Genomic DNA, 23,074 nt, shown 5'->3' with positions numbered 1-23,074 from the left:
CGGAGCGCGAGGGCTTGGAGTGCAGAAGCCAGAGCGAGGCCTAACGTTGAGGTTAACCGGCGTGCCGAAGGCACGTCCGAGTTGAACCGCAGGTTAGGCGCTGTGGACAAGGGTGCTGTGGCCTTGGAACGCTGCGGTGTCGCCGGAGATTATGGCAGGGGCCTTGCAGGAAAGCAAGCGCGGTGTGCCCGAACGTTCACCGAAGGCCAAGCAGCAGGCCAGCAACTGGGCAGCGTCGCCGGAGCACGCGGAGGTGGAACGGCAGAAGCCAGAGCGAGGCCTAACGTAGAGTGTACACCACCCAAGGCGTACAATCCGACCGATCAAAAGGTGTATATCTCACTCATGCCCCTGCGATGACTCCTGAAACAACACCCAAGCCGGTGCTAGGCACGGCTACCGCAGGCCCCGCAGCGCCGAAGCTGCTGGAACTGCTGCGTGAGCGCATCCGTCTGCGCCACTACAGCATACGCACCGAGACGCAGTATATCCACTGGGCCAAGCGCTTCATCTTGTTTCATGGCAAGCGCCATCCGGCCGGGATGGGGGCGCCGGAGGTGGAGGCGTTCTTGACGCATCTGGCGGTGGAGGGCCATGTGGCGGCTTCGACGCAGAATCAGGCGCTGTCGGCCCTGTTGTTTTTGTACCGCGAGGTGCTGGGGCAGGACTTGCCTTGGATGCAAGGCATGGTGCGGGCCAAGCGCCCTGCCAAGTTGCCGGTGGTGCTCACGCCCAGCGAGGTGTCCGCGGTGCTGGAGCGGATGCAGGGCACCCATGCGCTGATGGCGCGTCTGCTCTACGGCAGCGGCATGCGGCTGATGGAGGTGGTGCGGCTGCGCATCAAAGACGTGGACTTCGAGCGCACCGAGCTGCTGGTGCGCGACGGCAAGGGCGGCAAGGACCGGGTGACCATGCTGCCGCGCAAGTTGGTCGAGCCGCTGCGTGCCCATTGGGTCTGGCGGCGGCATTTGTACGAAGACGATCGATCCAAGGGCATGGCCGCGGTTTATCTGCCCGATGCGCTGGATCGCAAATATCCGCACGCCGCCCAAGAGTGGGGCTGGCAGTACGCCTTTCCCTCTGGCAGCTATTCGGTGGATCCGCGCAGCGGCCTTGAGCGGCGCCACCACGTGGACGAAAAGGTGTTGCAGCGCGCCATGAAGCAGGCGGTGCAGGCGGCCGGGCTGGCCAAACCGGCCACGCCGCACACCTTGCGCCACAGTTTTGCCACCCATTTGCTGCAAAACGGCTACGACATTCGCACCGTGCAAGAGCTGCTTGGCCATGCCGACGTGGCCACCACCATGATCTACACCCACGTGCTCAACAAGGGTGGCAAGGGCGTGTTCAGCCCGCTTGATGCCTTGTGAGCCCCGCTGCGCGGCCAGCCGATAATCCGCCCCATGAACCCGCCCGATACGCCTACCCCTTCGTCACCTGCTTGGCCAGATCCCGCATCCCAGCCCTCCCGCCCAGCCCCCGCCGAAGGGCCTGAACCCGCTCCGCTCCACTCAAGCCCCAGCGCACCCCCCGATGACCCCAGCAGCGTAGCCGCCTTTGCCGAGCGCGCTTACTTGGAGTACGCGCTCAGCGTGGTCAAGGGGCGGGCCTTGCCGGATGTGAGCGATGGGCAAAAGCCGGTGCAGCGGCGCATTTTGTATGCCATGCAGCGCATGGGGCTGGGGTATTCGGGGCCGGGGGCGGGCACGGCGGCCAAGCCGGTCAAGTGCGCGCGCGTGGTGGGCGATGTGCTGGGGCGCTATCACCCGCATGGCGACCAGGCGGCTTACGACGCGCTGGTGCGCATGGCGCAGGATTTTGCGCAGCGCTATCCGCTCATCGATGGGCAGGGCAATTTTGGCAGCCGCGATGGCGATGGGGCGGCGGCCATGCGCTACACCGAGGCGCGGCTGGCGCGCATCAGCGCCTTGTTGCTCGATGAGATTGACCAGGGCACGGTGGATTTTGTGCCCAATTACGATGGCTCGACCGAGGAGCCGCGGCAATTGCCAGCGCGCCTGCCCTTTGTGTTGCTCAATGGCGCCAGCGGCATTGCGGTGGGCATGGCGACCGAAATTCCGAGCCACAATCTGCGCGAGGTGGCGGCGGCCTGTGTGGCGCTGATTAAAAACCCCGAATTGAGCGAAGACGAGCTGTTGGCGCTATTGCCTGGGCCGGATTACCCCGGCGGCGGCCAAATCATCAGCAGCGCAGCAGACATTGCCCAAGCCTATCGCAGCGGGCGCGGCAGCCTTAAAGTGCGGGCGCGCTGGCGCATTGAAGAATTGGCGCGCGGCCAATGGCAATTGGTGGTGAACGAATTGCCGCCAGGAGTGAGCGCGCAGCGGGTGCTGGAAGAAATCGAAGAGATCACCAACCCCAAAATCAAGGCCGGCAAAAAATCGCTCAGCCCGGAGCAGACGCAACTCAAGGCCGCCGTGCTGGGGCTGCTGGATGCGGTGCGCGACGAATCGAGCCGCGAGGCGCCGGTGCGGCTGGTGTTTGAGCCCAAGAGCAGCCGCACCGAGCAGGGCGAGCTGATCGGCGCGCTGCTGGCGCACACCAGCCTGGAGTGTTCGGCCCCGATCAACCTGACCATGGTGGGCCAAGATGGCCGGCCGCTGCCCAAGAGCCTGCGCCAGATGCTCGACGAATGGGTGGACTTGCGCCAGCAGACCGTGCGTCGGCGCACGCAGCATCGGCTGGGGCGGGTGCTCGAGCGCATCCACGTGCTGGAGGGGCGCCAGACCGTGCTGCTCAATCTGGATGAGGTGATCGCCATCATCCGCGCCAGCGACGAGCCCAAGGCGGCGCTGATGGCGCGCTTCAAGCTGAGCGAACGCCAGGCGGAGGACATTCTGGAGATTCGCTTGCGCCAGTTGGCGCGGCTGGAGGCGATCCGCATCGAGCAGGAACTGGCCCAGTTGCGCACCGAGCAGGGCAAGCTCGAAGAGGTGGTGACGAACCCGACCAGCCTGCGCCGGCTGCTGGTGCGCGAGATCGAGGCCGACGCCAAGGCCTTTGGCGATGCGCGCCGCACCCTGATCCAGCCGGACCGGCAGACGCTGGCCGAGCCCAAGACGATCGACGAGGCGGTGACGGTGGTGGTGTCGGCCAAGGGCTGGGTGCGCACGCGCAACGGCCACGGCCACGAGGCGGCGGGCTTTGCCTTCAAGCCGGGCGATGCGCTCTATGGCACCTTCGAGTGCCGCACGGTGGATGCGCTGCTGGTGTTTGGCAGCAATGGCCGCGTCTACAGCGTGCCGGTGGCCAGCCTGCCCGGCTCGCGCGGCGACGGCCAGCCGATCACCACGCTGATCGAGCTCGAAGCCGGCACGCAGCCACTGCACTATCTGGCCGCTGCGGCCACGACGCGCCTGCTGCTGTGCGGCTCGGGCGGCTACGGGCTGCTGGCCACGGTGGCCGACCTGATTTCGCGCCAGCGCGCAGGCAAGGCTTTTGTGGCGCTGGCCGAGGGCGAAACCCTGTGCGAACCGCAGGCGGTGGGAGAAGCGACGCAGGTCTGCGCCGTGTCGGCGGCCGGGCGGATTCTGGTTTTTGCGCTCGATGAGCTCAAGCACCAGCCCAAGGGCGGGCGCGGCTTGCAACTGATGAGCCTGGATGAGGCCGACCGCTTGCTGGCGGCGGTGCCCTTTGTGCGCAGCGCGCGCATCGAGGGGCTGGGCCGCGGCGGCAAGGCGCGCGAGGAAACGCTGGAGCTGCGCAGCCTCAACAACGCCCGCGCCGCCCGGGGCCGCAAGGGCAAGGACGGCAATTTCGGCTTCAAGCCGCAGCGGGTGTTGCGGGTGGTGTGAGGCGGCGGTACTACGCCAGTTCGGCAATCAGTTCAATTTCCACGCAGGCCCCGAGCGGCAACTGCGCCACGCCAAAGGCGCTGCGGGCGTGCGCCCCAACTGAGGGGCCAAACACCTGGCCCAGCAGTTGCGAGCAGCCGTTGGTCACCAGGTGCTGCTCGGTGTAGCTGTTGGTGCAGTTGACCAAGCTGAGCACCTTGACGATGCGCTTGACGCCGTCGAGGTCTGTCCCGGCGGCCACGCAGGCGGCGTGCAGGGTGCCCAGCAGATCGATGGCCACGGCGCGCGCCGCCGCTTGGCCTTCGGCGGTGTTCATGGACAGGCCCAGTTGCCCAACCCACGGCAGGCCGTTTTGCTTGGCGATGTGGCCGCTCAGAAACACCAATCGGCCGCTTTGCACGAAGGGCACGTAGGCCGCCGCCGGGGTGGAGACGGGCGGCAACTCGATTTGCAGCGCTTTGAGGGTGTGATAGACGCTCATGGGGGGCTTTCTGGGGGCTGTGAGGGGGTGGATGGGGGTGGATGGGGGAGCCGTGGGCGCAGGACGGGCGCTGGCCCGGTGCCGCCGAGGGTGGGCCGGTGCCGGTGATTTTAGGGCGATATGATGCGCAAAATTGACGCGCAACTGCCCGGCAAGCCTGCGGGAACGGGTACAAGAAAGAAAAGCCTATCGGTACGGGAGGAGGGCAGGATGGACAAACCAGATGCGATGCATCCGGCGCTCGCGCTGGGCCTGCCGCTGATGCTCGGTGGCATAGGCGGGGCGTGGCTGCAATTGCAGCAGCCGCTGCTCTGGTCTGGCTGGGCCTATGGTGCGCTGGCGCTGGCGGCGCTGTTGCTGGGCCTGGTGTTGTGGGGGCGCCAAACTAGCGCGGGTTTGGCTGCCAGAGCGCTGCCGAGCCTGGGCTGGCTGCTGGTGGGGGCGGCGCTGCTGTTTGCCAGCACGGGTGGGCGGGCGCTGTGGTTTCAGGCCGGTGCGCTGGCGGCCGAGCTGGAGGGGCGCGAGCTGGTGCTGGAGGGCTTCGTGGCGGGCCTGCCGCGCCAAGGTGAGCTGGGCTGGCAGTTTGAGTTCGAGGTCACGCAGGCCACGCTGGCCGAACCCAGCCGACGCGCTCGGCAGGGTGCGCGCGCTGAGCCAGCCGACCCCACTGGCCCAGCCGGGCAAACAGGCCAGGCGGGGCAAACGATGCAGGCCGGGCAAGCGGTGCAGGTGCCGCAGCGGGTGCGGCTGGCCTGGTTCGCGCCGCGCCCGGGCCGTGGGGCAACGACGCAGGCCAACACCCCAGGCACCCTAGGCACCCAAGCCCTCAGCCCATCATCAAGCCTGCCCGAACTGCGCGCTGGCCAGCGCTGGCGCCTAACGGCGCGTTTGCAGCGCCCGCATGGCTTGGCCAACCCGGGCGGTTTTGATTTCGAGTTGCGGCTGTGGGAGCAGGGCATTCATGCCACGGGCAGCGTGCGCGCTGGACTAGGCACACCGGCGCCGCAGTTGCTCGGCCATGGCTGGCATTTTCCGGTGCAGCAGGCGCGCCAGTGGGTGCGCGACCGCATGCAAGCGCAGGTGCAGCCCCCGGCCACGGCGGGGGTGCTGGCGGCGCTGGTGGTGGGCGACCAAGGCGCGATCCCGCAAACGCACTGGGAGACTTTTCGCATAACCGGTGTCACGCACCTGATGGTGGTCTCGGGCACCCACATCACCCTGTTTGCCTGGATGGCCATGGCGCTCATCGGCCTGCTCTGGCGCGTGGCCGGGCGGCGCCGTCCGGCCTTGCTGCTGGCCGTTCCTACGCCGGTGGCCGCCGCGGTGGGCGGGCTGGCGCTGGGGTTTGTGTACGCGGTGTTCTCGGGCTGGGGCGTGCCGGCGCAGCGCGCGGTGCTGATGTTGGCAACCCTGGTGCTGTTGCAACTCAGTGGCCGCCAGTGGCCGTGGCCCTTTATGTGGCTGGCGGTGATGCAGATGGTGGTGCTGCTGGACCCGTGGGCCTTGCTCAGCGCCGGATTTTGGCTCAGCTTCGTGGCGGTGGCGATTTTGTTTGCCACCGGCCAGCCGCTGCCTACCGACGGGCGCAGCGGGCGCCACTACGTGCTGGGACTGGTGCGCACGCAGGCGCTGATGACGCTGGCGCTGGCGCCGCTGCTGCTGCTCTGGTTTGGCGAGTTTTCGCTGGTGGGGCTGCTGGCCAATCTGCCCGCCATTCCGTGGGTCACGCTGGTGGTGACGCCGCTGGCGCTGGCCGGGGTGCTGCTGTGGCCGCTGTGGCTGCTGGCGGGCTGGATGATCGATGCCCTGATGCTGTGGCTGCAAGCGCTGCAACACTGGCCCTGGGCCGCCATCACCCGCCCGGCGCTGCCGCTCGCGCTGGCGCTGCTGGCTGCGCTGGGCGGGCTGCTGCTGGTGCTGCGCTGGCCGTGGTCGCTGCGCGCCTGGGGGCTGTTGCTGATCTGGCCGGCGCTGGCCTACAGCCCGGCACGGCCGCCGCCAGGGCATTTCGAGTGGCTGGCGGCCGACATCGGGCAGGGCACGGCGGTGATCGTGCGCACCCAGAACCACACCCTGGTCTATGACACCGGGCCGCCCATGGGCCCGCACAGCGACGCCGCCGAGCGCGTGCTGCTGCCGCTGTTGCAGCGCCACGGTGAGGTGCCTGCCAAGGTGCTGATCAGCCACATCGACGCCGACCACGCCAGCGGCATCGCCACGCTGGCGCGGGCTTTTCCGCAAACCCAGTGGCGCACGTCTTTCGACACCCAACCCTGGGGCCTGAGCAGCCAGCGCTGCCTAGCGGGCCAGAGCTGGGTCTGGGACGGGGTGCCGTTTCGCATCCTGCACCCGGGCCCAGAGCACTACACCACGCAGCGCTCCGACAACGCCATGTCCTGCGTGCTGCAAGTGGGCCACGGCGCCGCCTCGCTGCTGTTGACGGGCGACATCTACATTGACGAGGAAACCCGGCTGGCGCTGGCCCAGCCCGATCTGCGCGCCGGGGTGTTGTTTGCCGCGCACCACGGCAGCCGGACTTCGACCGGGCCGGTCTGGCTCAACACGCTGCAACCGCAGTGGGTGGTGATCCAGGCCGCGCACCGCAGCCGCTACGGGCACCCGCACCCCGAGGTGCTGGCGCGGCTGCAGGCGCGCGCGATTCCGTGGGTGTCCACGCCGCAGTGCGGGGCCGCTTGGGGCAGCAGCCAGCGCCCGGAGCAGGTGCACTGCCAGCGCCAGCAGCGCCAGCGCTACTGGCAGCACCCGGATGGTGCGGGCGCGGACCGCTAATCGGGCAGCAGTTCCAGCCGCCGCGCTGGCCAGTCGAGCACGGCGCAGCGCCGGTGCATCAGAGGCGCCAAATCGGGATGTGCTTCGGTGATCACTTGGGTGGCGAAGTGGGCCAGAAAACGCGCCCGCAAGGCGGCCCCGGCGCGCTCGACGCCCTGGTTTTCGTAGGGCATCGAGGTCAGCAGCAAAAAACCATCGGCGGGGATGCGTTTGGCGTGCATGTTGCTGTGGATGATGCTGGCGGCGGTGCGGATGGGTTGCGCCAAGTCGGGGCTGTAAGGCCCGATCATCAGGGCCAGATTGGGGGTGTGCAAAAAATCGAAGCCGCGCCCGAGGCAGATTACCCATTCGCGGTGCTCGATCACCAGCTCGCGCGCGGGCTGGGCGCGCACGGCGGCGATGTGGGCCAAATTGCCCAGCAGCAGCGGCAGCAAATCGGCGCGCACCGGGCGCGGCAGACCGGGCAGCGTGCGCACCAACTGCGCTTCCAGCGCCAGGGCATCGGGTTCGGTGCCGGTGCCGGCGCCGGCGCCGGTTCCAAAGGACGGTGGCGGCGTTTCGCTGAAAGCAGCCAAATCGAGGGTTTCGCCGCCAGGGCCGTGCAGCAGCAGGGCTTCTTCGTCGGTCTCGAAGCCGCACACCAAGGGGAAGACGCTCTGGTGCGCAGGGCCGAACAGCTCCGAGACTTGGGCGTGGATGGCCCAGGCGTGCGCCAGGCTGTCGTCGCGGCGGTAGCGAAATCCGGCGCAACCGCGCTTGCGCTCGCCCCGCGACCAGTGGTAGGTAATGAGCAGCAGCACCCGGCGCCCGCTCTGGGTTTGGGTGTTGACGTAGTCGATCAGCAGTTGGCTCAAGTAGGGCCAACCTAGGTTGAACATGCCGCCGAGGTTGCGAAAGGGCGTGATGATGCCGGCTGGCAGTTGGGTGGCCAGCGCGAGGTTGACGCGCCCGTCCATGCACATCAGGGCGGCGATGGCGCTGGGGTGTTGCGCCCGGTAGCGCTGGCGCTCCAGCCAGGTTTCGGGGCCGCGAAAGGCTTCGCCGTGGCGCTGGGCCAGATCGTGCAGCCAGGCTATGCGTTGGGCGATCGGGGCCTGGTGGATCGAATCTGAGGCAGTGGGTCCGGCTGGGGGTGGGAGCATGGGGTTGATCCTTTTAAGCCTGGCGTTGCGCCCGCACCGCCTGCCCCAGGTCGATCACCGCCATCACGTAGTAGCTGCTCGGGTTGTAGCGCGAAATGGCAAAGAAGTTTTGCGTGCCGAGCCAGAAGCTTGAGGGCTGGCCGCCGCGTGCCGGGTCGCCTTGTTCCAGCTCCACCAGGGCCAGCGGGCCGCTGTGCTGCGCCGCCGCCGGGCTGGGTTGCACGCCCAAGGCTTGCAACTGCTCAAGCGTGAAGCTGGGGCGGATGCTGGGGGCCAGCAGTGCGGGCAGGTCGAGCCGCGCCGCATCGAAGCTGAGCGCAAAGTGGGTGGCCATGCCGGGCTGCCAGCCGTGCTCGCGCAAAAAGCGCCCCACCGAGCCGATGGCGTCGGGCACGCTGTCGATCAGGTCGATGCGGCCGTCGGCGTCGAAATCGACACCAAAGCGCGGCCAGTTGCTGGGCATGAATTGCGGCAACCCGATGGCCCCGGCAAAGCTGCCGCGCCAGCCGTCGGGGAGGCGCGGGTGCTCGCGGCTCAGGCGCAAAAAGGCGGCCAGCTCGGAGCGGAAAAATTCGCTGCGCTGGGCCGCGCGCGGGTGCTCGGGTGGGAAGTCGAAGGCCAGCGTGGCCAGCGCGTCGAGCACGCGGTGCGTGCCCATGTGGCGGCCATACAGGGTTTCAACGCCGATGATGCCGACGATGAGCCAATCGGGCACGCCAAACTCGCGCTCGGCGCGCTCTAGGCTGGCGGCGTGCTGCTGCCAAAAGCGCAGCCCGGCCTGGATGCGCACCGGTTCCACGAAGCGCGCCCGGTAGGCCGGCCAGTCGCGCAGGGTGCCGCGCGGCATGGGGGTCATGAGGCGCACGATCTGTGGCCGGTGCCGGGCTTCGTGCCCGATCCAGCGCTCGGCCCAGCCTTCGCTCCAGCCTTGCTCGGCGTCGAGCTGGCGCGCAAAGGCCAGCGCGGCGGGGTGCTGGGCAAAACCGCCGGCAGCCGCTGCCACGGGAGGGGCAGCAGGGGCCGGGCGGTGGATGGCTGGGTTGGCCAGCGCGGCGGCGGGAAGTGCGCTGACAGCCAGGGTGGCCAGCGCCAGCCGGCGGCGCGAGAGGCTGCGCGGCGGCGCGGGTTCGAAGGGCGAGGGGGCCAAGGGCATGTTCAAGGGCGCGGAATATAACCGGCTAAGTTCGAGGTGAAGGGCTGGGGTGTGCAGGGCTGGGCAGAGCAACAGGCAGCGGCGGCAAGTGGCGCCATTGTCGGTGCAAAACAGCCAGATCGAAGCGCTGGCTCGGGTCGTAGCGCTGGGCTTCGAGCCGCAGCAGCCAGTCGGCCCAAGCCGTGGCCGTCGGGTTGGCGTTGGCAGCGCCCCCTTCAGCCCCCACCCCGTGCAGCAGCGCGTGCGCCAACTGGCGCGGTGTGGCCTCGGGGGGCATGGGGTAGCCCTGTTTTTGCAGCAGGCGGCGCGCGCGCTGCAGCAGCCGCAGCCACGGGTCGGGGCGCGGGCGCAGCCAGTGCAGCCACGCCGCCGCACCGAGCGCAGCCAAGGCCAGCAGGCCCGCCAGCAGCCCCAGCAGATGGTGCCACTGCGGGGCCTGAATGCCGAGCTGGCGCAGCCAATCGAACTGGCGCGTCTGGCCGTGGTTGAGCACCCACTGGTTCCAGCGGTTGTTGGTGGCTTCCCAGAGCGAGCGCAGTTGCGCCAATGCGGTCGGGTTGAGGTTGATGAGGGCCCCTTCGATCAGCCCCGGCGGGGCCAGCAGGCGCGCCAGTTCGCTGGTGCGCGCCGGCGCCACGTGGGCGGTGGGGTCGACGCGCACCCAGCCTTGGCCGGCCAGCCAGACTTCGGACCAGGCGTGGGCGTCGCTCTGGCGCACGGTCCAGACGCCATCGACCGGGTTCAGTTCGCCGCCGTGGTAGCCGGTCACGACGCGCGCCGGTATGCCTAGGGCGCGCATCAGCACCACGAAGCTGGCCGCGATGTGTTCGCAAAAGCCCTGGCGGCGGTCGAACCAGAATTCGTCGGCGCTGTGGCGGCCAAACAGGCCCGGTTCGAGCGTGTACTGGTAGCCGCCGGTGCGCAGGCGCAGCAGCACGGCATCGACCCAGGCTTGCGGCGGGCTGTTAGGGCCCAGTTGCTGGCGCAGGTCGGCCGCCAGTTGCAGGGTGCGCGGGTTGAAGCCCGCGGGCAGTTGCAAGTCGATCTGCAGGCTGGCGTCGGGCTGCAGCGGCCCGAGCCGGAAGTTGGGGAAGGCGCTGGCCTCGAAGCGGGTCAGTTCGGCCACGGGCTGCGCGGCCAGCCACTGCAGGTCGGGCGTCAGGCGCGCGGCTTGGCCGCCGATGGCGGGCAGCTCGGGTGTGGCCTCCAGGGCCAGCAGCCAGGGCCGGTTGCTGGGCTCTAGGGTGAGCCGGTAGCGGATTGGCTGGCCGCTGACTTGCAGCGCCGCCGCCGCGTTGGCCCCGGCAATGATGGGCGGCTGCGCGCCGTGCAGCGGGCGCCAGACGAGGCCGTCGAACAGGCTCAGCACCGGGCCGCGAAAATACAGTTGCTGCTCGGTGGGGCGCTGCCCGGGCTCGAACTCGACCCGAAAGGCAATGCTTTGGTCGAGCGCCAAGCGGGCGATCTGGCCCACCTGCATCTGGTCCGACAGGCCGCTGCGGCCCAAGGCACCATCGTTGGGCAGGCTCCAGAGCGGGCCAAAGCGGGGAAAGAGCAGAAACAGCAGCAGCATCAGCGGCGCGCCGAGCGCGGTCATGACGGCCGCCAGTTTGAAGGCCAGCCACAGTGGTGGCCGCCCGACCGGCAAATGCGCCAGCACCAGCGCGCTGAGCAGCCCCAGCAGCGCCAGCACGATGCCCAGCGCCGTCAGCAGGCTTTGCGAGTGCAGCAGCAGCGTGAGCAGAGAGAAAAAACCGAGGAAGAAAATGACCAGGGCGTCGCGGCGGGCGCGCAGCTCCAGCGTTTTGAGCGCCAGCAGCAGCACGATCAGGGTGGTGCCGCCCTGCTGGCCCCATATGCTGCCGTGGCTGCCCCAAGTGGCGAGCAGGGCCAGCAGCAACAGACCCGACAGCAGCACGCGGCCGGGCAGGGGGCGCTGTTGCAGCGCCAGGCCGGCGCGCCCGAGCAGCAGCGCCAGCGCCAGCGCCATGATCCAGAGCGGCTGGTGTGGGGCTTGCAGCAGCACCACCAAGGCGGTCACGGCGAGCACGAACAGGGTGTCGCGCAGCTCGCGCGGCCAAGCCGACGGGCGCGCCAGCGCCGCCAGCGCCGTGGGCAAGGGGGTGTTTAGCGCCATGCCAGCGCCTCAAGGCAGCGGCGGCGCTGGGCCGGGCCGTGGTCGGGGGCGATTTCCAGCCCGGGCAGGCGCAGGCCGTAGCGCAGCCCTTGCGCCTCGGCTTGCAGCACCCAGGCGCACAGGCGCGCGCGGCGCGCTTCTTCGTCGGCCAGGCCGCAGCGGCTGGCGTCGAGCCACAGCTCGGCGGCGCTGGGGTGGCCGAAATCGCGGCTCAGCCACTGGGGCTGGTCGCTGCCAGCCAGGCGGGCGGCTTTTTTCCAGAGCACCCATTTGAGGGGGTCGCCGCGCCGGTAGGGGCGCACATCCTGCGCCTCGTCGCTGTGGCGGCTGCCGGCTTGGCGCTGCGCCGGCCCGTCGTCGGCGTGTGCGCCCAGCGGCAGCGGCGGCGCGGGGCTCTCGGGGGCCGGATAGACCCACAGTTGTGCCGCCGGGCGCCACCAGTGCCAGACCTTGAAGGTGCCCAGCGGAAACACGGTTTGCACGCGCAGCGCGGGCAAGCTGTGGCGACCGCGCCGCTGCGTGGGGTAGGCCAGGTGCACGGTGTGCTGGTCTTGCGGCCCCACGTCGGCCCAGACGTCGCTCGCCGTGGGGCCGCCCGCGCCGGCCAACACGCCAGCGCCGGGTGCAGGGCGGGATGCGGGGGCGCCGTCCAGCCACTGCAAGCCCACGGCGTAGCGCGCGCGCTGGCTGGGGTTGTGCAACTGGATTTCGATGGCCGCGCTCTGCCCGGCAAACACGGGCTCGCCGGGGTGCAGGCTCAAGCTCAGCCCGACCAGGTTGCGGTGCCCGACCCAGACCCCGGCCGCCGCGCTGCCCGCCAGCAAGAAGGTGAGCAAATAGCCGAGGTTGAGCTGGTAGTTGATGCTGCCCAGCAGAATCAGCAGCAGGGTCAGGGCCAGCATCCAGCCGGCGCGGGTGGGCAGCAGGTAGAGGTTGCCGTGCTGCAAGGCGGTCTGGTCTTGCGGCGGCAGCCGACGCAGCCACCAGGCTTGCAGGCGCTGGCGCATGGGGTGTCTGGTGCCCAGACCCGGCAGGCTCCCCGCCAGAGCGCGCCAACGCCCCCAAGCCGATGGCGCGGGCGGGTGGGCGGGGTTGGAGGCGGCTTGCATGGCAGGCGGCCTATCAGCGCAGGGCCGTGGCCTCGAGCATGGCCTGCACCTGCTCGGCCACGCCACGGCCGGCGCTGCTCACCGCCACCAGCCGGTGCGCAGCCGTTTGCGGCAAGATGGCGGCCAGATCGTCCGGGGCCACGTAGCGGCGCCCCTCGATCAGGGCGCGGGCTTGGGCGGCGCGCAAGATGGCCAGGCCGGCGCGCGGGCTCAGGCCCTGCACGAACCAGCGCCCGTTGCGGCTGGCGTCGAGCAGGTCTTGCAGGTAGTCGAGCACGGCATCGCTCACGGCCACCTGCTGCACCGCCCCTTGCAGGCGCGCCAGCGCAGCGGCATCGAGCAAGGCGGGCAGGTTATCGAGCAAGGCACGCCGGTCCCGGCCGCGCAGCAGCTCGCGTTCGGCGGCGCGGCCGGGGTAGCCCAGATGCAGGCGCATCAGAAAACGGTCCAGTTGCGACTCGGGCAGCGCGTGCGTGCCCAATTGGTCGTGCGGGTTTTGGGTGGCGATGACGAAAAACGGCTGTGGCAGCGGCCGCGTGGCACCTTCCACCGAGACTTGCTTTTCTTCCATTGCCTCCAGCAGCGCGCTTTGGGTTTTGGGGCTGGCGCGGTTGATCTCGTCGGCCAGCAGCACCTGGGCAAACAGCGGGCCGGGATGGAACACGAATTCGGCGCGCTCGCGCTCGAACACCGAAACACCCATCAAATCGCTCGGCATCAGGTCCGAAGTAAACTGCACCCGAGAGAACTGCAAGCCGAAGCTGTGCGCCAGCGCGTGGGCCAAGGTGGTTTTGCCGACACCGGGCAAGTCTTCGATCAGCAGGTGCCCACCGGCGAGCAAGCAGGTGACGGCGTCGCGGATGACCCCGGATTTGCCCACGATGACTGATTCGAGCTGGCGCAGCAGCGGTGTGATGGTGGACAATGGTTCGCTCATGGCGCTACGATAACGGAAAACGGAGACACTGCCTTATGAAACCCACCGGCTATTTCACGCATCCGATTTGTCGCAAACACGATATGGGAGCCGGCCACCCCGAATGCCCGGATCGCTTGGGTGCGATCGAAGACCGCCTGCTCATCACCGGGCTGGCCGATGCGCTGGAGCGGCGCGAGCCGAGCCCGGCCTCGCAGTCGGAGCTGGAGCTGGCGCACTCGCGCAGCTACATCGCCTCGCTGCGCGGCATGACCGACGAGCTGTGCGAGGAAATCAAGGCCGGTGGGCCCGATCGTTTGCAGCTCGACCCCGACACCTCCATCAACGTCCACACCTACCAAGCTGCCCTGATGGGTGCTGGGGCCGCGCTCAATGCCACCGACGCGGTGCTGGCCGGTGAGCTGCAAAACGCTTTTTGCGCCGTGCGCCCGCCCGGCCACCACGCCTGCCGCGACCGCGCCATGGGTTTTTGCATTTTCAACCACGTGGCGCTGGCGGCAAAGTACGCGCTCGATCGGCACGGCTTGCAGCGCGTGGCGGTGATCGACTTCGACGTGCACCACGGCAACGGCACCGAAGAAATCGTGGCGGGCGACCCGCGCATCCTCATGTGCAGCTACTACCAGCACCCCTTTTACCCCGAGTGGCCGCACGCCGAGGCCGACAACCTGGTGAATGTGCCGGTGCCGGCCTACAGCAAGGGCATGGACGTGCGCGAGCTCATCGACAGCGTCTGGATGCCGCGGCTGGAGGCGCACCGGCCTGAGATGATTTTTATCAGCGCCGGTTTTGATGCGCACCGCGAGGACGACATGGGCCAGCTCGGCCTGGTCGAGCAAGACTATGTGTGGATTACGCAGCGGCTCAAGGCGGTGGCGGACCGGCACGCACAGGGCCGCATCGTCAGCGTGCTCGAAGGCGGCTACAACTTGAGCGCCTTGGCGCGCAGCGTGGAGGCGCACGTGCGCGTGCTGGCTGATCTGTGAGCCGGTGCCAGAGCGGCGGCGGGCGCGAGATAATCGCCGTTGCCCGCTCCTGACCCAGCTCTGCCCACTCACGCATGTCTGCCACCGCCACCGCATCTGCAACATCTTCGGCACCTGCTCAAGCGCTGGCCGCTCCAGCCGCTGCGCTGCCGCCCCCTGCGCCGCTTGCATACCCTCCCGCCCCGCTGCACGACCTTAACCTTTGGTTGCAGGCCTTAGGCCAGCCTGGGGTGTGGGTTGAGCTGGCGCTGCTGGCGGTCTGCGTGGCGCTGGCGCTGGGGCTGGTGTGGGCGCTGCGCCGGGGCTTTAAGCCGGACCAATACACCTCGATCTGGTTTGGCCGCAGCCTGATCGACGGCGTGCTGTTCCCGGCCCTGCTGCTGGCGCTGGCCTACGGGGCGCGCGCTGTGCTGGTGCAGCAGCAAGAGCTGGTGGTGTTTAAAGTTGCCATACCGGTGCTGCTGGCGCTGGCAGCCATCCGGCTCGGCGTCAAGGTGCTGCAAGTGGCGTTCAAGGATGCCGCTTGGCTGCGCCCGATCGAGCGCAGCATCTCTTGGGGTGCTTGGCTGGCGGTGTTGCTCTGGCTCAGTGGCCTGCTGCCGCTGCTGCTGCACGAGCTGGACCAGATCACCTGGCAACTGGGCGGCACCACGCTCTCGGTGCGCAACCTGATCGAAGGTGCTTTGAGCGCGGCCGTGGTGCTGATCGTGGCGCTGTGGGTCTCGGCCGCCATCGAAGCGCGGCTGCTGCGCAAGGCGGTGGGGGAGGATTTGTCGCTGCGCAAAGCCGGCGCCAACGCCCTGCGCGCGCTGCTGATGTTCGTCGGGCTGCTGGTGGCGCTGTCGTCGGTGGGGATCGACCTCACGGCGCTGTCGGTGCTCGGCGGCGCGGTGGGGGTGGGCATCGGTTTTGGTTTGCAGCGGCTGGCGGCCAACTACGTGAGCGGCTTTGTGATCCTGACCGAGCGCAGCATGCGCATCGGCGACATGATCCGCATCGACAACTTCGAGGGCCGCGTGACCGACATCAAGGCGCGCTTCACCGTGATCCGCAACCTGGGCGGGCGCGAGTCCATCGTGCCCAACGAGATGCTGCTCACGAACCGGGTCGAAAACCTTTCGCTGGCCGACCCTCGGGTGTGGCAGAGCACCGTGGTCGGGGTGGTGTATGGCAGCGACGTGGAGCTGGTGAGCCGCCTGCTGTGCGAAGCCGCACTGGCGCAGCCCCGGGTGCTGCGCGACCCGCCGCCCGTGGCCTTGCTCAGCGCCTTTGCCGCCGACGGGCTGGAGTTCACGCTGGGCTACTGGATTGCCGACCCGGAAAACGGCCCGCTGGGCTTGCGCTCGATGATCAACCGCTCCATTTTGGCGGGGTTTTTGGAGCACGGGGTCGAGATTGCCACGCCAGCCCGGGTGCTGCCCGCCGTGGGTGCGGCGCCACCGGCTGAAGTGGCCCAGCCCCCGGCGCGGCGGGTGTAAAGCCGCTCAGGCCGCCACCCCCACAATCACGCTCGAGGCCTTGAACAGGGCGCGCGCTGGCTGCCCCGGCGCCAGCCCCAGATCGGTGCAACTCTGGTTTGTGATCACGGCGGCGATGCTGGCGCCCGCGCCCAGATCGAGCACCACCTCGGTGTTGACGGCCCCAGCGCTTAGGCGCTGCACCGTGCCGGGCAGGCAGTTGCGCGCCGAATAGCGCGCCCCTTGGTCGCCGTCGCCCGCCAGCAAAATCACCGACGAGGCCTTGACCAGCGCGAACGCCTCGCTGCCCACTTGCAGGCCGAGGTTTTCGACACTTTCATGCGTCAGCACCGCCACCAGCTCCATGCCGTTGGCGAGTTCGAGCGCCACCTCGTCGTTCACGGCACCGCGCTGGATGCGGCTGATGCGGCCCAAAAATTGATTGCGTGCGCTGGTTTTCATGCCCATGCTCCTGATCAACAGAAAGTCGTCGGCCAGCGCGCCGGATTGGCGGCTCAGGTGCTCGATGAAGCGCTGGTGTTCGGCCTGGATGCGCCGGAAATTGGCCACCAGCAGCTCGCCGCGGGGCGTGAGCCGGGTGCCGCCGCCGCCCTTGCCCCCGGCCACGCGCTCGACCAGCGGCTCACCGGCCAGGTTGTTCATGCTGTCGATGGCGTCCCAAGCGGCCTTGTAGCTGAGCTTGACCGCCTTGGCCGCTTGCGTGATGGAGCCGCAGGCGGCGATCTGCGCCAACAACTCGATGCGCCGCGGGCCGCCCAAGTTGCGCTCGCCCAGGCGCATCCACACCAGGCCTTGCAAGCTGAATGGGGCGTCGGGGGCGGGCGGGTTCATGGGTTGCTTCAGTCGGGGGCCCGCACCTGCCCCTCGTGCAGGCGCAGCACCTGCTCGCCAAACAGGGCCACGTCTTGCGGGTCGTGGGTGATGAGCACCATCGGCACTTGCAAGCGCCGCTGCAGTGCGTCGAGTTCGGCGCGCATGGTTTGGCGCAAGTCGGCGTCGAGCGCGGCAAAGGGCTCGTCGAGCAGCAGCGCGCGCGGCTGCGCCACCAGCGCCCGCGCCAAGGCGGTGCGCTGGCGCTGCCCGCCCGAGAGCTCGTGCGGGTACTGGTGCGCCAAAGGCCCCAGCTCGAAGGCCTCAATCCAGTATTCCACCGCCGCGTGGCGCGCGCTGCGGCGCGGGTTCAACCAGCCGCGAGAGAGGGCAAACGCGATGTTTTGGCGCACATTCAGGTGCGCAAACAAGGCGTAATCTTGAAACACATAGGCCAGCCGGCGCGCTTGCGGCGGCATAAAAATCCCTTGCTGCGCGTCGTACAGGGTCTGGCCGTCGATGCGCACATGGCCGGCGTCCGGGCGCAGCAGGCCAGCCAGGCCCTTCAAAGTCTGGCTCTTGCCCGCGCCTGAAGGCCCGGCGATCACCACGCGCTGCGCCTGCGCTTGCAGCCGCACATCGAGCGTGAACGCGCGCGTGCCCGATTGCAGGGTTTTGCGTATGTGGAAATCGAGTTGCATACCGGGTTTAGCCCTACTGGTGCGCCACCCGGCCCGGCATCAGGCGCGTGGCCGACAGCAGCACCGCAATGCACACCAGCGAGGTGATGAGGGCCAGGATGTTGGCCACGTCGTCGCGCCCAGCCTGCACCGCTTCATAAACCGCAATCGAGAGCGTCTGCGTCTGGCCGGGGATGTTGCCCGCGATCATCAGCGTGGCGCCAAATTCGCCCAGCGCGCGCGCAAAGGCCAGCAGCAACCCGGCCATGATGCCGCGCCAGGCCAGCGGCAGCGTGACGCGCAAAAACAGCGCCCATTCCGAGATCCCCAGCACCCGCGCCGCCTGCTCGTACTGGCTCTCGACCGCCTCGAAGGCCGCCCGCGCCGGTTTGAACACCAGCGGAAAGGTGACGATGGCCGCCGCCAGCACCGCGCCTTGCCAGGTGAAAATCAGATTGATGCCGAAATGCTCCTGCAGCCAGGCCCCAATCGGGCCACGGCTGCCGACCAGCACCAGCAGGTAGTAGCCCAGCACCGTGGGCGGCAGCACCATCGGCAGGGTGCACAGGGTGTCGAGCAGCTCGCGGCCAGGAAAGCGCTTGCGCGCCAGCAGCCAGCCCAGCGCCACGCCAAACACCAGCGTGATGGCGGTGGCCCAGCCCGCCACCTTGAGCGAGAGGCTCAGCACCGTCCAGATGTCGGCCCAGTTGCTCGTGTCCATGCGCTGGTGTGGCTACCTGCTCAGGGTTGCAAAAAGCCGTGGCGCTGCAAAATGGCTTGCGCGGGCGGCGCGAGCACGAAGTCCACGAAGCGCTGCGCCGCCGCCGGCTGGCCACTGCGCGCCACCGGGGCAATGGGGTAGACGATGGGCTTGGGGGTCGGCACTTGGAACGCCACCCGCACCCGCTCGGGCATGAGGTCGGCGTCGGTGGCATAGACAAAGGCTGCCTCGACCTCGCCGCGCGCCACGTAGTTGAGCGACTGGCGCACGTTCAGGGTGTAAATGGCTTTGGCCGACACCGCGGGCCAGAGCCCAGCGGCCTCCAGCGCGGCCTGGGTGTAGCGCCCCACCGGCACGCTGGCCGGGTTGCCGATGGCCACACGCCGCACCGCGTCCTGGCGCAAATCGGCCAAGCTGGCCAGCACCAGGCGGCTGTCGGCGGGCACCGCCAGCACCAGCAGGTTGCGCGTGAAGTCGCGCCGCTGCGCCGGCACGATCAGGCCGCGCTGCTGCGCCAGGTCCATGGTGAATTCGTCGGCGGAGGCGAATACGTCCACCGGCGCACCGCGGTCGATCTGCTGCAATAGCGCGCCCGAGGCCCCAAAGTTCAGCGCCACCCGCACATCCGGGTTTTGTGCCGTGAAGGCGGTGCCAATCTCGTTGAAGGCGTTGGTCAGGCTGGCGGCGGCCGAGACGGTGAGCTGGATCGGCTGCGTCTGGGCCCAAGCCGGGGCGCTGCCCAGGGGCGCCAGCAAGGCCAGCGCCAGCAGCAGGGGTGGCCGGTGCAGCCGGTTCCAGAGGCGCAACAGGGGTAACCAAGGCTTGGGCATGGCTGTTTCCTTGAGAGCGAATGCGGGTGTAAGGGTGAGCGTAATATACAGCAGTTTATAACGCTATCGGGTTTGACCAGCCCCCGCGCCCGCCCCTCAGCCCAGCCCTTACACCAAGGAGATTGCCGCCTTCATTGGGGCTTGCGCGAGGCGCCGTCCTATTGACACCCCCCCTTCTCAGATACACAATCTTGCCCGAATTCACTCCAAAATGAACAAACATGCAGGGAGCGTGTCAGGATTCGGTTGGCGTTGCGTATGTTGAGTCTGCGGCCGCGCTTTGGCTGCTGGGCGGGCTTGCGGCATTCTTTCGTCGTCCGTTCGAAGCCGAGCTGATCCTCAAGCGTTTTGCTCCGCCCTTTGATCTGCCCGCTCTGATCGAGTTGCTGGAGGCGCTGGGTCTGAAGGCGGGGTTGGCCGCATGGCCCACAGGCGACTGGAAGTTGCTGCCACTGCCGGCAGTGGCCTTGCTGGTCGAACCGCAGCCGGATGGGGCTGTCACAAGCCATGCAGCCGGGCCGCCGCGCCAGCCGGCGCTCACTCCCGCGCTGATCGTCCAGCACGACGAGACAAGCCTATCTTGGGTGCGCCCCGGACAGTTCGCACCGCAAACCCTCTTGCTTGCAGCCGCCCGCGCGCAATCCGCGCCATTCATGCTGCTGGTGGCAGAAGCCGATCCCCCGCTGTCCGATTCGAAGCGGCCCCGGGTGCTGATTTTTGACGAGGCGATTTCCAACCTCGACCAAGAAACCGCCGAACACTTTGCCCAGACCGTCAACCGGCTCAAAGGCAAGGTGACGATGATATTCATCACGCACCAGGTGCCCAAAGGCTTGCAGGTGGATGAGGTGGTGAATATGGGTCGGCCTGACGGGCCAGAGAACTGTGGCAAGGAGCCAACATGAAGCGAATGAGCAAAGAGCGATGGCGCGAACTGCATGGCATCAGGGAGCCCAAGGATCCGGCCGATCCGGCCGTTCTGGGTCGCAGGCACTGGCACGAAGCGATCGCCCGGTGGGAAGTGAAGTGGTTAAATCGCTTTTGGGTCATCTCTGGCACGGCGGCGTTCGTGGTGGTGCTGTTGCCGGTGCTGCTTGATCCGTGGCGAGCGGTGGTCATGAATACGCCGGTGCTGGCAGCCGTTTATCTGGAGTTTTCGGGGCTGGGCGGATGGCTGTACTTTCTGCTCGCCATGATGCTGGCCACAGCTTTTTACTCGGCTAGCAAATGGGATGGCAAGAAATATTCGGAATATGGCTACCCCATTAACCTGCAGGGTGTCGGCTCGCCGCAAGACATCCTCTTTGCCGAGCTGTACCCGCGCACCAAGCTGGAGGAACGGGTATTTTGGGTGGACAGCTTGGGGGGGCTTTTGGGTTCCTTATTCGTTCCATTTGTTGTGTTTGGCGGCTTTGCCGCCATGTTGAAATCCGGAGGATACTGAAATGGGCCTTTTTGCAATTCCAAAAAATCTCAGCGCGCTCGGCAGCGCCGGCGAGGTGGCGGCAGCGGCAACAGACGCCAGGGCTGCCTACATGGGTGGGCTAGACCAGCCAAAGAACGTCGCGCCGATGGGCGCCGCGGTAGTCGCTGCTGCGGCTGTAGTGGTTCAAATGATTCAGGAAGCTCATCCACTTTTGCGAGGTTTGGCTGCCGGCACCGCCCCGGCAGCAGCGGTCACACAAGCCACTTTGAGCTTCACCTCTCTTTTAAAAGCCGAAACGTCGGCGGAGCGGTTTGCTGCCTCCTTGGGCTTGTTGGCTGGCGTGAGTGGCGTCCTTGCCACCATTTTGCCGCCGTCCCCAGTCAAGGTTGCAATGCTTGCGCTCTCCATCACGGCCACTGCCGCCCAGGCGCTGGTGCTGGCGAACCAGCCCTTGGGGCAAGACCTGCTCGATGCGCTCGATGCGGGCAATCAAGCGCTCTCCAGATTTTTTTACACCCAGCCCGGTGAGCGCCCCCTCGACCACATCGAGCGCCAAACCCAAACCGCCTCGACCTATCTTTCGCCGATCATCCTTGACCTCGACGGCATCGATACCGGGCGCGAGCTGTTTGGCTCTGAAACGCGGCTGGCCAACGACACCTTCGGCGCCCGGTTCGACAAAGAGACTGGAGCCCCCGAAGCGCTCAAGAGCCTACTCAAAGGAGAACGTTGGCGCCTGAGGGGCGGCACGAGGTGCGCGAATTGCGAAGCATGGAGGGATGCGGCGTGAACGGTAAATCGTGGCCTATTCTTACGCACCTGCCCACCACCTTGAACAGAATCGCAGAAGGATGGCGACGTTTCCCAAAAAGTGATAGGTATTTTCGGATACCGGTCTCGTTTGCGTTTGTTGCATTGTTGGTATGGGTGCCACGAATTTATGTGTTGGCAACCGAAATACCGCCTTTTGAACAACTGCAGCGCAGCTCAGGGGAGATTTACTTTGAAGATGCGGCCCGAGCTGGGTGGCGCACTACGCTTAAGACCGACCAAGGAACCTTGTCATTCTCGTGTTGGACTGGGGTCGGATCAACCTGTATTTTCTCCCCCAATCTCAATGAATGGCAAAGCCGGCCGGCCACTGTGTGGTGGTTTCATAGCCCTAATCTCTACACGGGGGATCAATTTGCCGCTCAGGTTGAAATCGACGGTGTGATCGTGCTGTCCTATCAGGATAGCGTCAGAAGACTGCAGATTGCCAAAGAATCCGCGCCCGTTGTTATAGTGATTTTTTTGATTTTGCCATTTTTCTACTGGGCGAACCAGATCAGACTCAATCTCAAGAAAGAGGTAACACCACATGAATAAAGCAACCGTTCAGGCCGTGGCCTTGGTTTCCGGCAAAGCCCCGCTATCCACCTCGCTCACAGCGATGGTAGAAAATCTCTCCGAAGGCCAGTTATTGGATGCCGCTATCGGTGCCGCACAAGCCGTCCAAGGGTTGGCGACAAATATTGGCTCAGCAATGCGTATTCCGCTTCTCAATCCGATGGCGATAGTCAACGACCTCAATAATTTTCGACAAAGTTATGCAGAAAGAGGAGAAATCGACACCAAAGACGCGCTTTCTCTGGCTTCAACCCTGACCGCTATGGCGGGAACGGCAGCGCTCGGTGCCGCCGTCGGCGCTGCCGCTGTTGTCGCTGCCCCTGCGGTTACCTTGGGTGTGCTTGCCTTGACGGCCAGTGCCGCCTTGACCTTGGCCAGCGTCAAAGCCGACGGTTCTATCGACGTGTCAAGTCATGTGGACGCCATGAAGGCGACTGCGCGGCAACTGTCTGATCGATTTGGCGATATGTACGTCGCCGCATCGAGCGCGATCCATTTGGCGCTCGAGCGTGCGGGCAACACTCTGTCTGACATTACAGACAGTCTGGTTGATGGCTTTATGCGAGCCGTACCGGGTTTTGACATCTGGGGCTCTGAATTCGACGCTGTGATCGACCACATCGAGCGCCAAACCCAAACCGCCTCGACCGTACCCTCGCCGATCATCCTTGACTTCGACGGCGACGGCATCGAGACGGTGGCGCTGGCCAGCGGGGCCTGGTTCGACCACGCCGCCGACGGTTTTGCCGAGCGCACGGGTTGGGTGGGGCGCGACGACGCCCTGCTGGTGCAAGACCTCGATGGCAATGGCCGCATCGAGTCCGGGCGCGAGCTGTTTGGCTCTGAAACGCGGCTGGCCCATGGCACAAAGGCGGCGCACGGCTTTGCGGCGCTGGCCGAGCTCGACGCCAACGGCGACCGCCGCATCGACGCCAGCGACCCGGCCTTTGCCCGGCTGCGCATCTGGCAAGACGCCAACGGCAACGGCCACAGCGAGGCGGACGAACTGCGCCGGCTCGATCTGGCCGGCGTGCACCGCCAGATCTACGGCAGGGTGCGCGATTTGCAGCAGGCGCTGGCGGCCAATGAGGGGCGGTGGAGCATGGCGGCATGAAAGCGCACACGACTGCCGAGATCACGCGGCAACCCCCGCGCAAACCATTTGCCACATCCTAGGGGATTACCCTGGT

General features: G+C 67.3%; 19 protein-coding genes and 1 pseudogene. 10 read left to right on the top strand and 10 right to left on the bottom strand.

Features of this window, described 5'->3' with window-relative positions; translation table 11 throughout:
- Positions 1-356 precede the first annotated feature (356 nt).
- The gene (locus tag SRAH_RS08430) at positions 357-1,370 is read left to right on the top strand and encodes an integron integrase (RefSeq protein ID WP_045476821.1); all 1,014 of its coding nucleotides are present in this window, start codon (positions 357-359) and stop codon (positions 1,368-1,370) included.
- 186 nt (positions 1,371-1,556) lie between these two features.
- Positions 1,557-3,815, top strand: a pseudogene (gene parC / locus SRAH_RS08425) (DNA topoisomerase IV subunit A); the annotation flags it as partial.
- A gap of 10 nt (positions 3,816-3,825) precedes the next feature.
- Here the strand turns inward: parC and SRAH_RS08420 are convergent.
- Complete coding sequence (locus SRAH_RS08420; RefSeq protein ID WP_029462906.1) at positions 3,826-4,296, bottom strand: RidA family protein; 471 nt, start codon at positions 4,294-4,296, stop codon at positions 3,826-3,828.
- 210 nt (positions 4,297-4,506) lie between these two features.
- Between SRAH_RS08420 and SRAH_RS08415 the strand changes: the two genes are divergently transcribed.
- Positions 4,507-7,086: a DNA internalization-related competence protein ComEC/Rec2 gene (locus SRAH_RS08415; RefSeq protein WP_052369143.1), complete on the top strand. Its 2,580-nt coding sequence runs from the start codon at positions 4,507-4,509 to the stop codon at positions 7,084-7,086.
- On the opposite strand, the gene SRAH_RS08410 is transcribed toward SRAH_RS08415, so the two are convergent.
- The 5 genes from SRAH_RS08410 to SRAH_RS08390 are packed head-to-tail and all read right to left on the bottom strand — an operon-like array spanning position 7,083 to position 13,564.
- Entirely contained in the window at positions 7,083-8,228 is a 1,146-nt protein-coding gene (locus tag SRAH_RS08410; RefSeq protein WP_045476819.1) for a hypothetical protein, read from the bottom strand. The two genes, SRAH_RS08415 and SRAH_RS08410, sit on opposite strands and share 4 nt — an antisense overlap.
- A 13-nt stretch (positions 8,229-8,241) precedes the next feature.
- A complete protein-coding gene (gene mltB / locus SRAH_RS08405; protein WP_045476841.1) occupies positions 8,242-9,381 on the bottom strand; it encodes a lytic murein transglycosylase B in 1,140 nt (379 codons plus the stop codon).
- 25 nt (positions 9,382-9,406) lie between these two features.
- Positions 9,407-11,518: a transglutaminase TgpA family protein gene (locus tag SRAH_RS08400; RefSeq protein WP_045476812.1), complete on the bottom strand. Its 2,112-nt coding sequence runs from the start codon at positions 11,516-11,518 to the stop codon at positions 9,407-9,409.
- Positions 11,509-12,627 carry a DUF58 domain-containing protein gene (locus SRAH_RS08395; RefSeq protein WP_029462901.1) on the bottom strand — a complete coding sequence of 373 codons (1,119 nt, stop codon included), beginning with the start codon at positions 12,625-12,627 and terminating at the stop codon, positions 11,509-11,511. The genes SRAH_RS08400 and SRAH_RS08395 overlap by 10 nt, the downstream gene beginning before the upstream one ends.
- A gap of 13 nt (positions 12,628-12,640) precedes the next feature.
- Positions 12,641-13,564 (bottom strand): AAA family ATPase, encoded by a 924-nt coding sequence (locus SRAH_RS08390; RefSeq protein ID WP_029462900.1) that lies wholly within the window; start codon positions 13,562-13,564, stop codon positions 12,641-12,643.
- A gap of 35 nt (positions 13,565-13,599) precedes the next feature.
- On the opposite strand from SRAH_RS08390, the gene SRAH_RS08385 reads away from it, so the two are divergent.
- Entirely contained in the window at positions 13,600-14,550 is a 951-nt protein-coding gene (locus SRAH_RS08385; RefSeq protein ID WP_029462899.1) for a histone deacetylase family protein, read from the top strand.
- 74 nt (positions 14,551-14,624) lie between these two features.
- Positions 14,625-16,028 (top strand): mechanosensitive ion channel family protein, encoded by a 1,404-nt coding sequence (locus tag SRAH_RS08380; protein ID WP_082210139.1) that lies wholly within the window; start codon positions 14,625-14,627, stop codon positions 16,026-16,028.
- A 6-nt stretch (positions 16,029-16,034) separates the two neighbouring features.
- Here SRAH_RS08380 and SRAH_RS08375 read toward each other — a convergent pair whose 3' ends face one another.
- From SRAH_RS08375 to modA, 4 genes are read right to left on the bottom strand one after another with little or no spacing between them, the layout of a single operon-like run.
- The gene (locus SRAH_RS08375; RefSeq protein ID WP_029462897.1) at positions 16,035-16,859 is read right to left on the bottom strand and encodes a TOBE domain-containing protein; all 825 of its coding nucleotides are present in this window, start codon (positions 16,857-16,859) and stop codon (positions 16,035-16,037) included.
- Positions 16,860-16,867: 8 nt separating this feature from the next.
- On the bottom strand, positions 16,868-17,539 hold the full coding sequence (locus SRAH_RS08370) for an ATP-binding cassette domain-containing protein (RefSeq protein WP_029462896.1): 672 nt from the start codon (positions 17,537-17,539) through the stop codon (positions 16,868-16,870).
- Between the two features lie 13 nt (positions 17,540-17,552).
- Entirely contained in the window at positions 17,553-18,239 is a 687-nt protein-coding gene (gene modB / locus SRAH_RS08365; protein WP_029462895.1) for a molybdate ABC transporter permease subunit, read from the bottom strand.
- Between the two features lie 20 nt (positions 18,240-18,259).
- Positions 18,260-19,069, bottom strand: a complete 810-nt coding sequence (modA, locus tag SRAH_RS08360; protein WP_045476808.1) for a molybdate ABC transporter substrate-binding protein — start codon at positions 19,067-19,069, stop codon at positions 18,260-18,262.
- Positions 19,070-19,290: 221 nt separating this feature from the next.
- Here modA and SRAH_RS12845 point away from each other — a divergent pair, with 221 nt between their 5' ends.
- Genes SRAH_RS12845 through SRAH_RS12645 form a run of 5 tightly spaced genes read left to right on the top strand, consistent with a single transcriptional unit; the run spans position 19,291 to position 22,998 of the window.
- Entirely contained in the window at positions 19,291-19,974 is a 684-nt protein-coding gene (locus SRAH_RS12845) for a P-loop NTPase family protein (protein WP_197537867.1), read from the top strand.
- On the top strand, positions 19,971-20,513 hold the full coding sequence (locus tag SRAH_RS08350; protein WP_149028957.1) for a hypothetical protein: 543 nt from the start codon (positions 19,971-19,973) through the stop codon (positions 20,511-20,513). The genes SRAH_RS12845 and SRAH_RS08350 overlap by 4 nt, the downstream gene beginning before the upstream one ends.
- A 1-nt stretch (position 20,514) precedes the next feature.
- Positions 20,515-21,285 (top strand): hypothetical protein, encoded by a 771-nt coding sequence (locus SRAH_RS08345; protein WP_029462891.1) that lies wholly within the window; start codon positions 20,515-20,517, stop codon positions 21,283-21,285.
- Between the two features lie 41 nt (positions 21,286-21,326).
- Entirely contained in the window at positions 21,327-21,863 is a 537-nt protein-coding gene (locus SRAH_RS12650; protein WP_149028956.1) for a hypothetical protein, read from the top strand.
- Positions 21,856-22,998, top strand: coding sequence for an SPM autocatalytic domain-containing protein (locus SRAH_RS12645; RefSeq protein ID WP_171816043.1), 1,143 nt, complete (start codon positions 21,856-21,858; stop codon positions 22,996-22,998). The genes SRAH_RS12650 and SRAH_RS12645 overlap by 8 nt, the downstream gene beginning before the upstream one ends.
- Positions 22,999-23,074: the final 76 nt, after the last annotated feature.

The organism is Serpentinimonas barnesii (genome assembly GCF_000696225.1).
In the GTDB taxonomy this organism is placed as follows: Bacteria; Pseudomonadota; Gammaproteobacteria; order Burkholderiales; family Burkholderiaceae_C; genus Serpentinimonas; species Serpentinimonas barnesii.
Note: the sequence above shows the minus strand (reverse complement) of the source record. Positions and strands in the feature narration are given on the sequence as shown.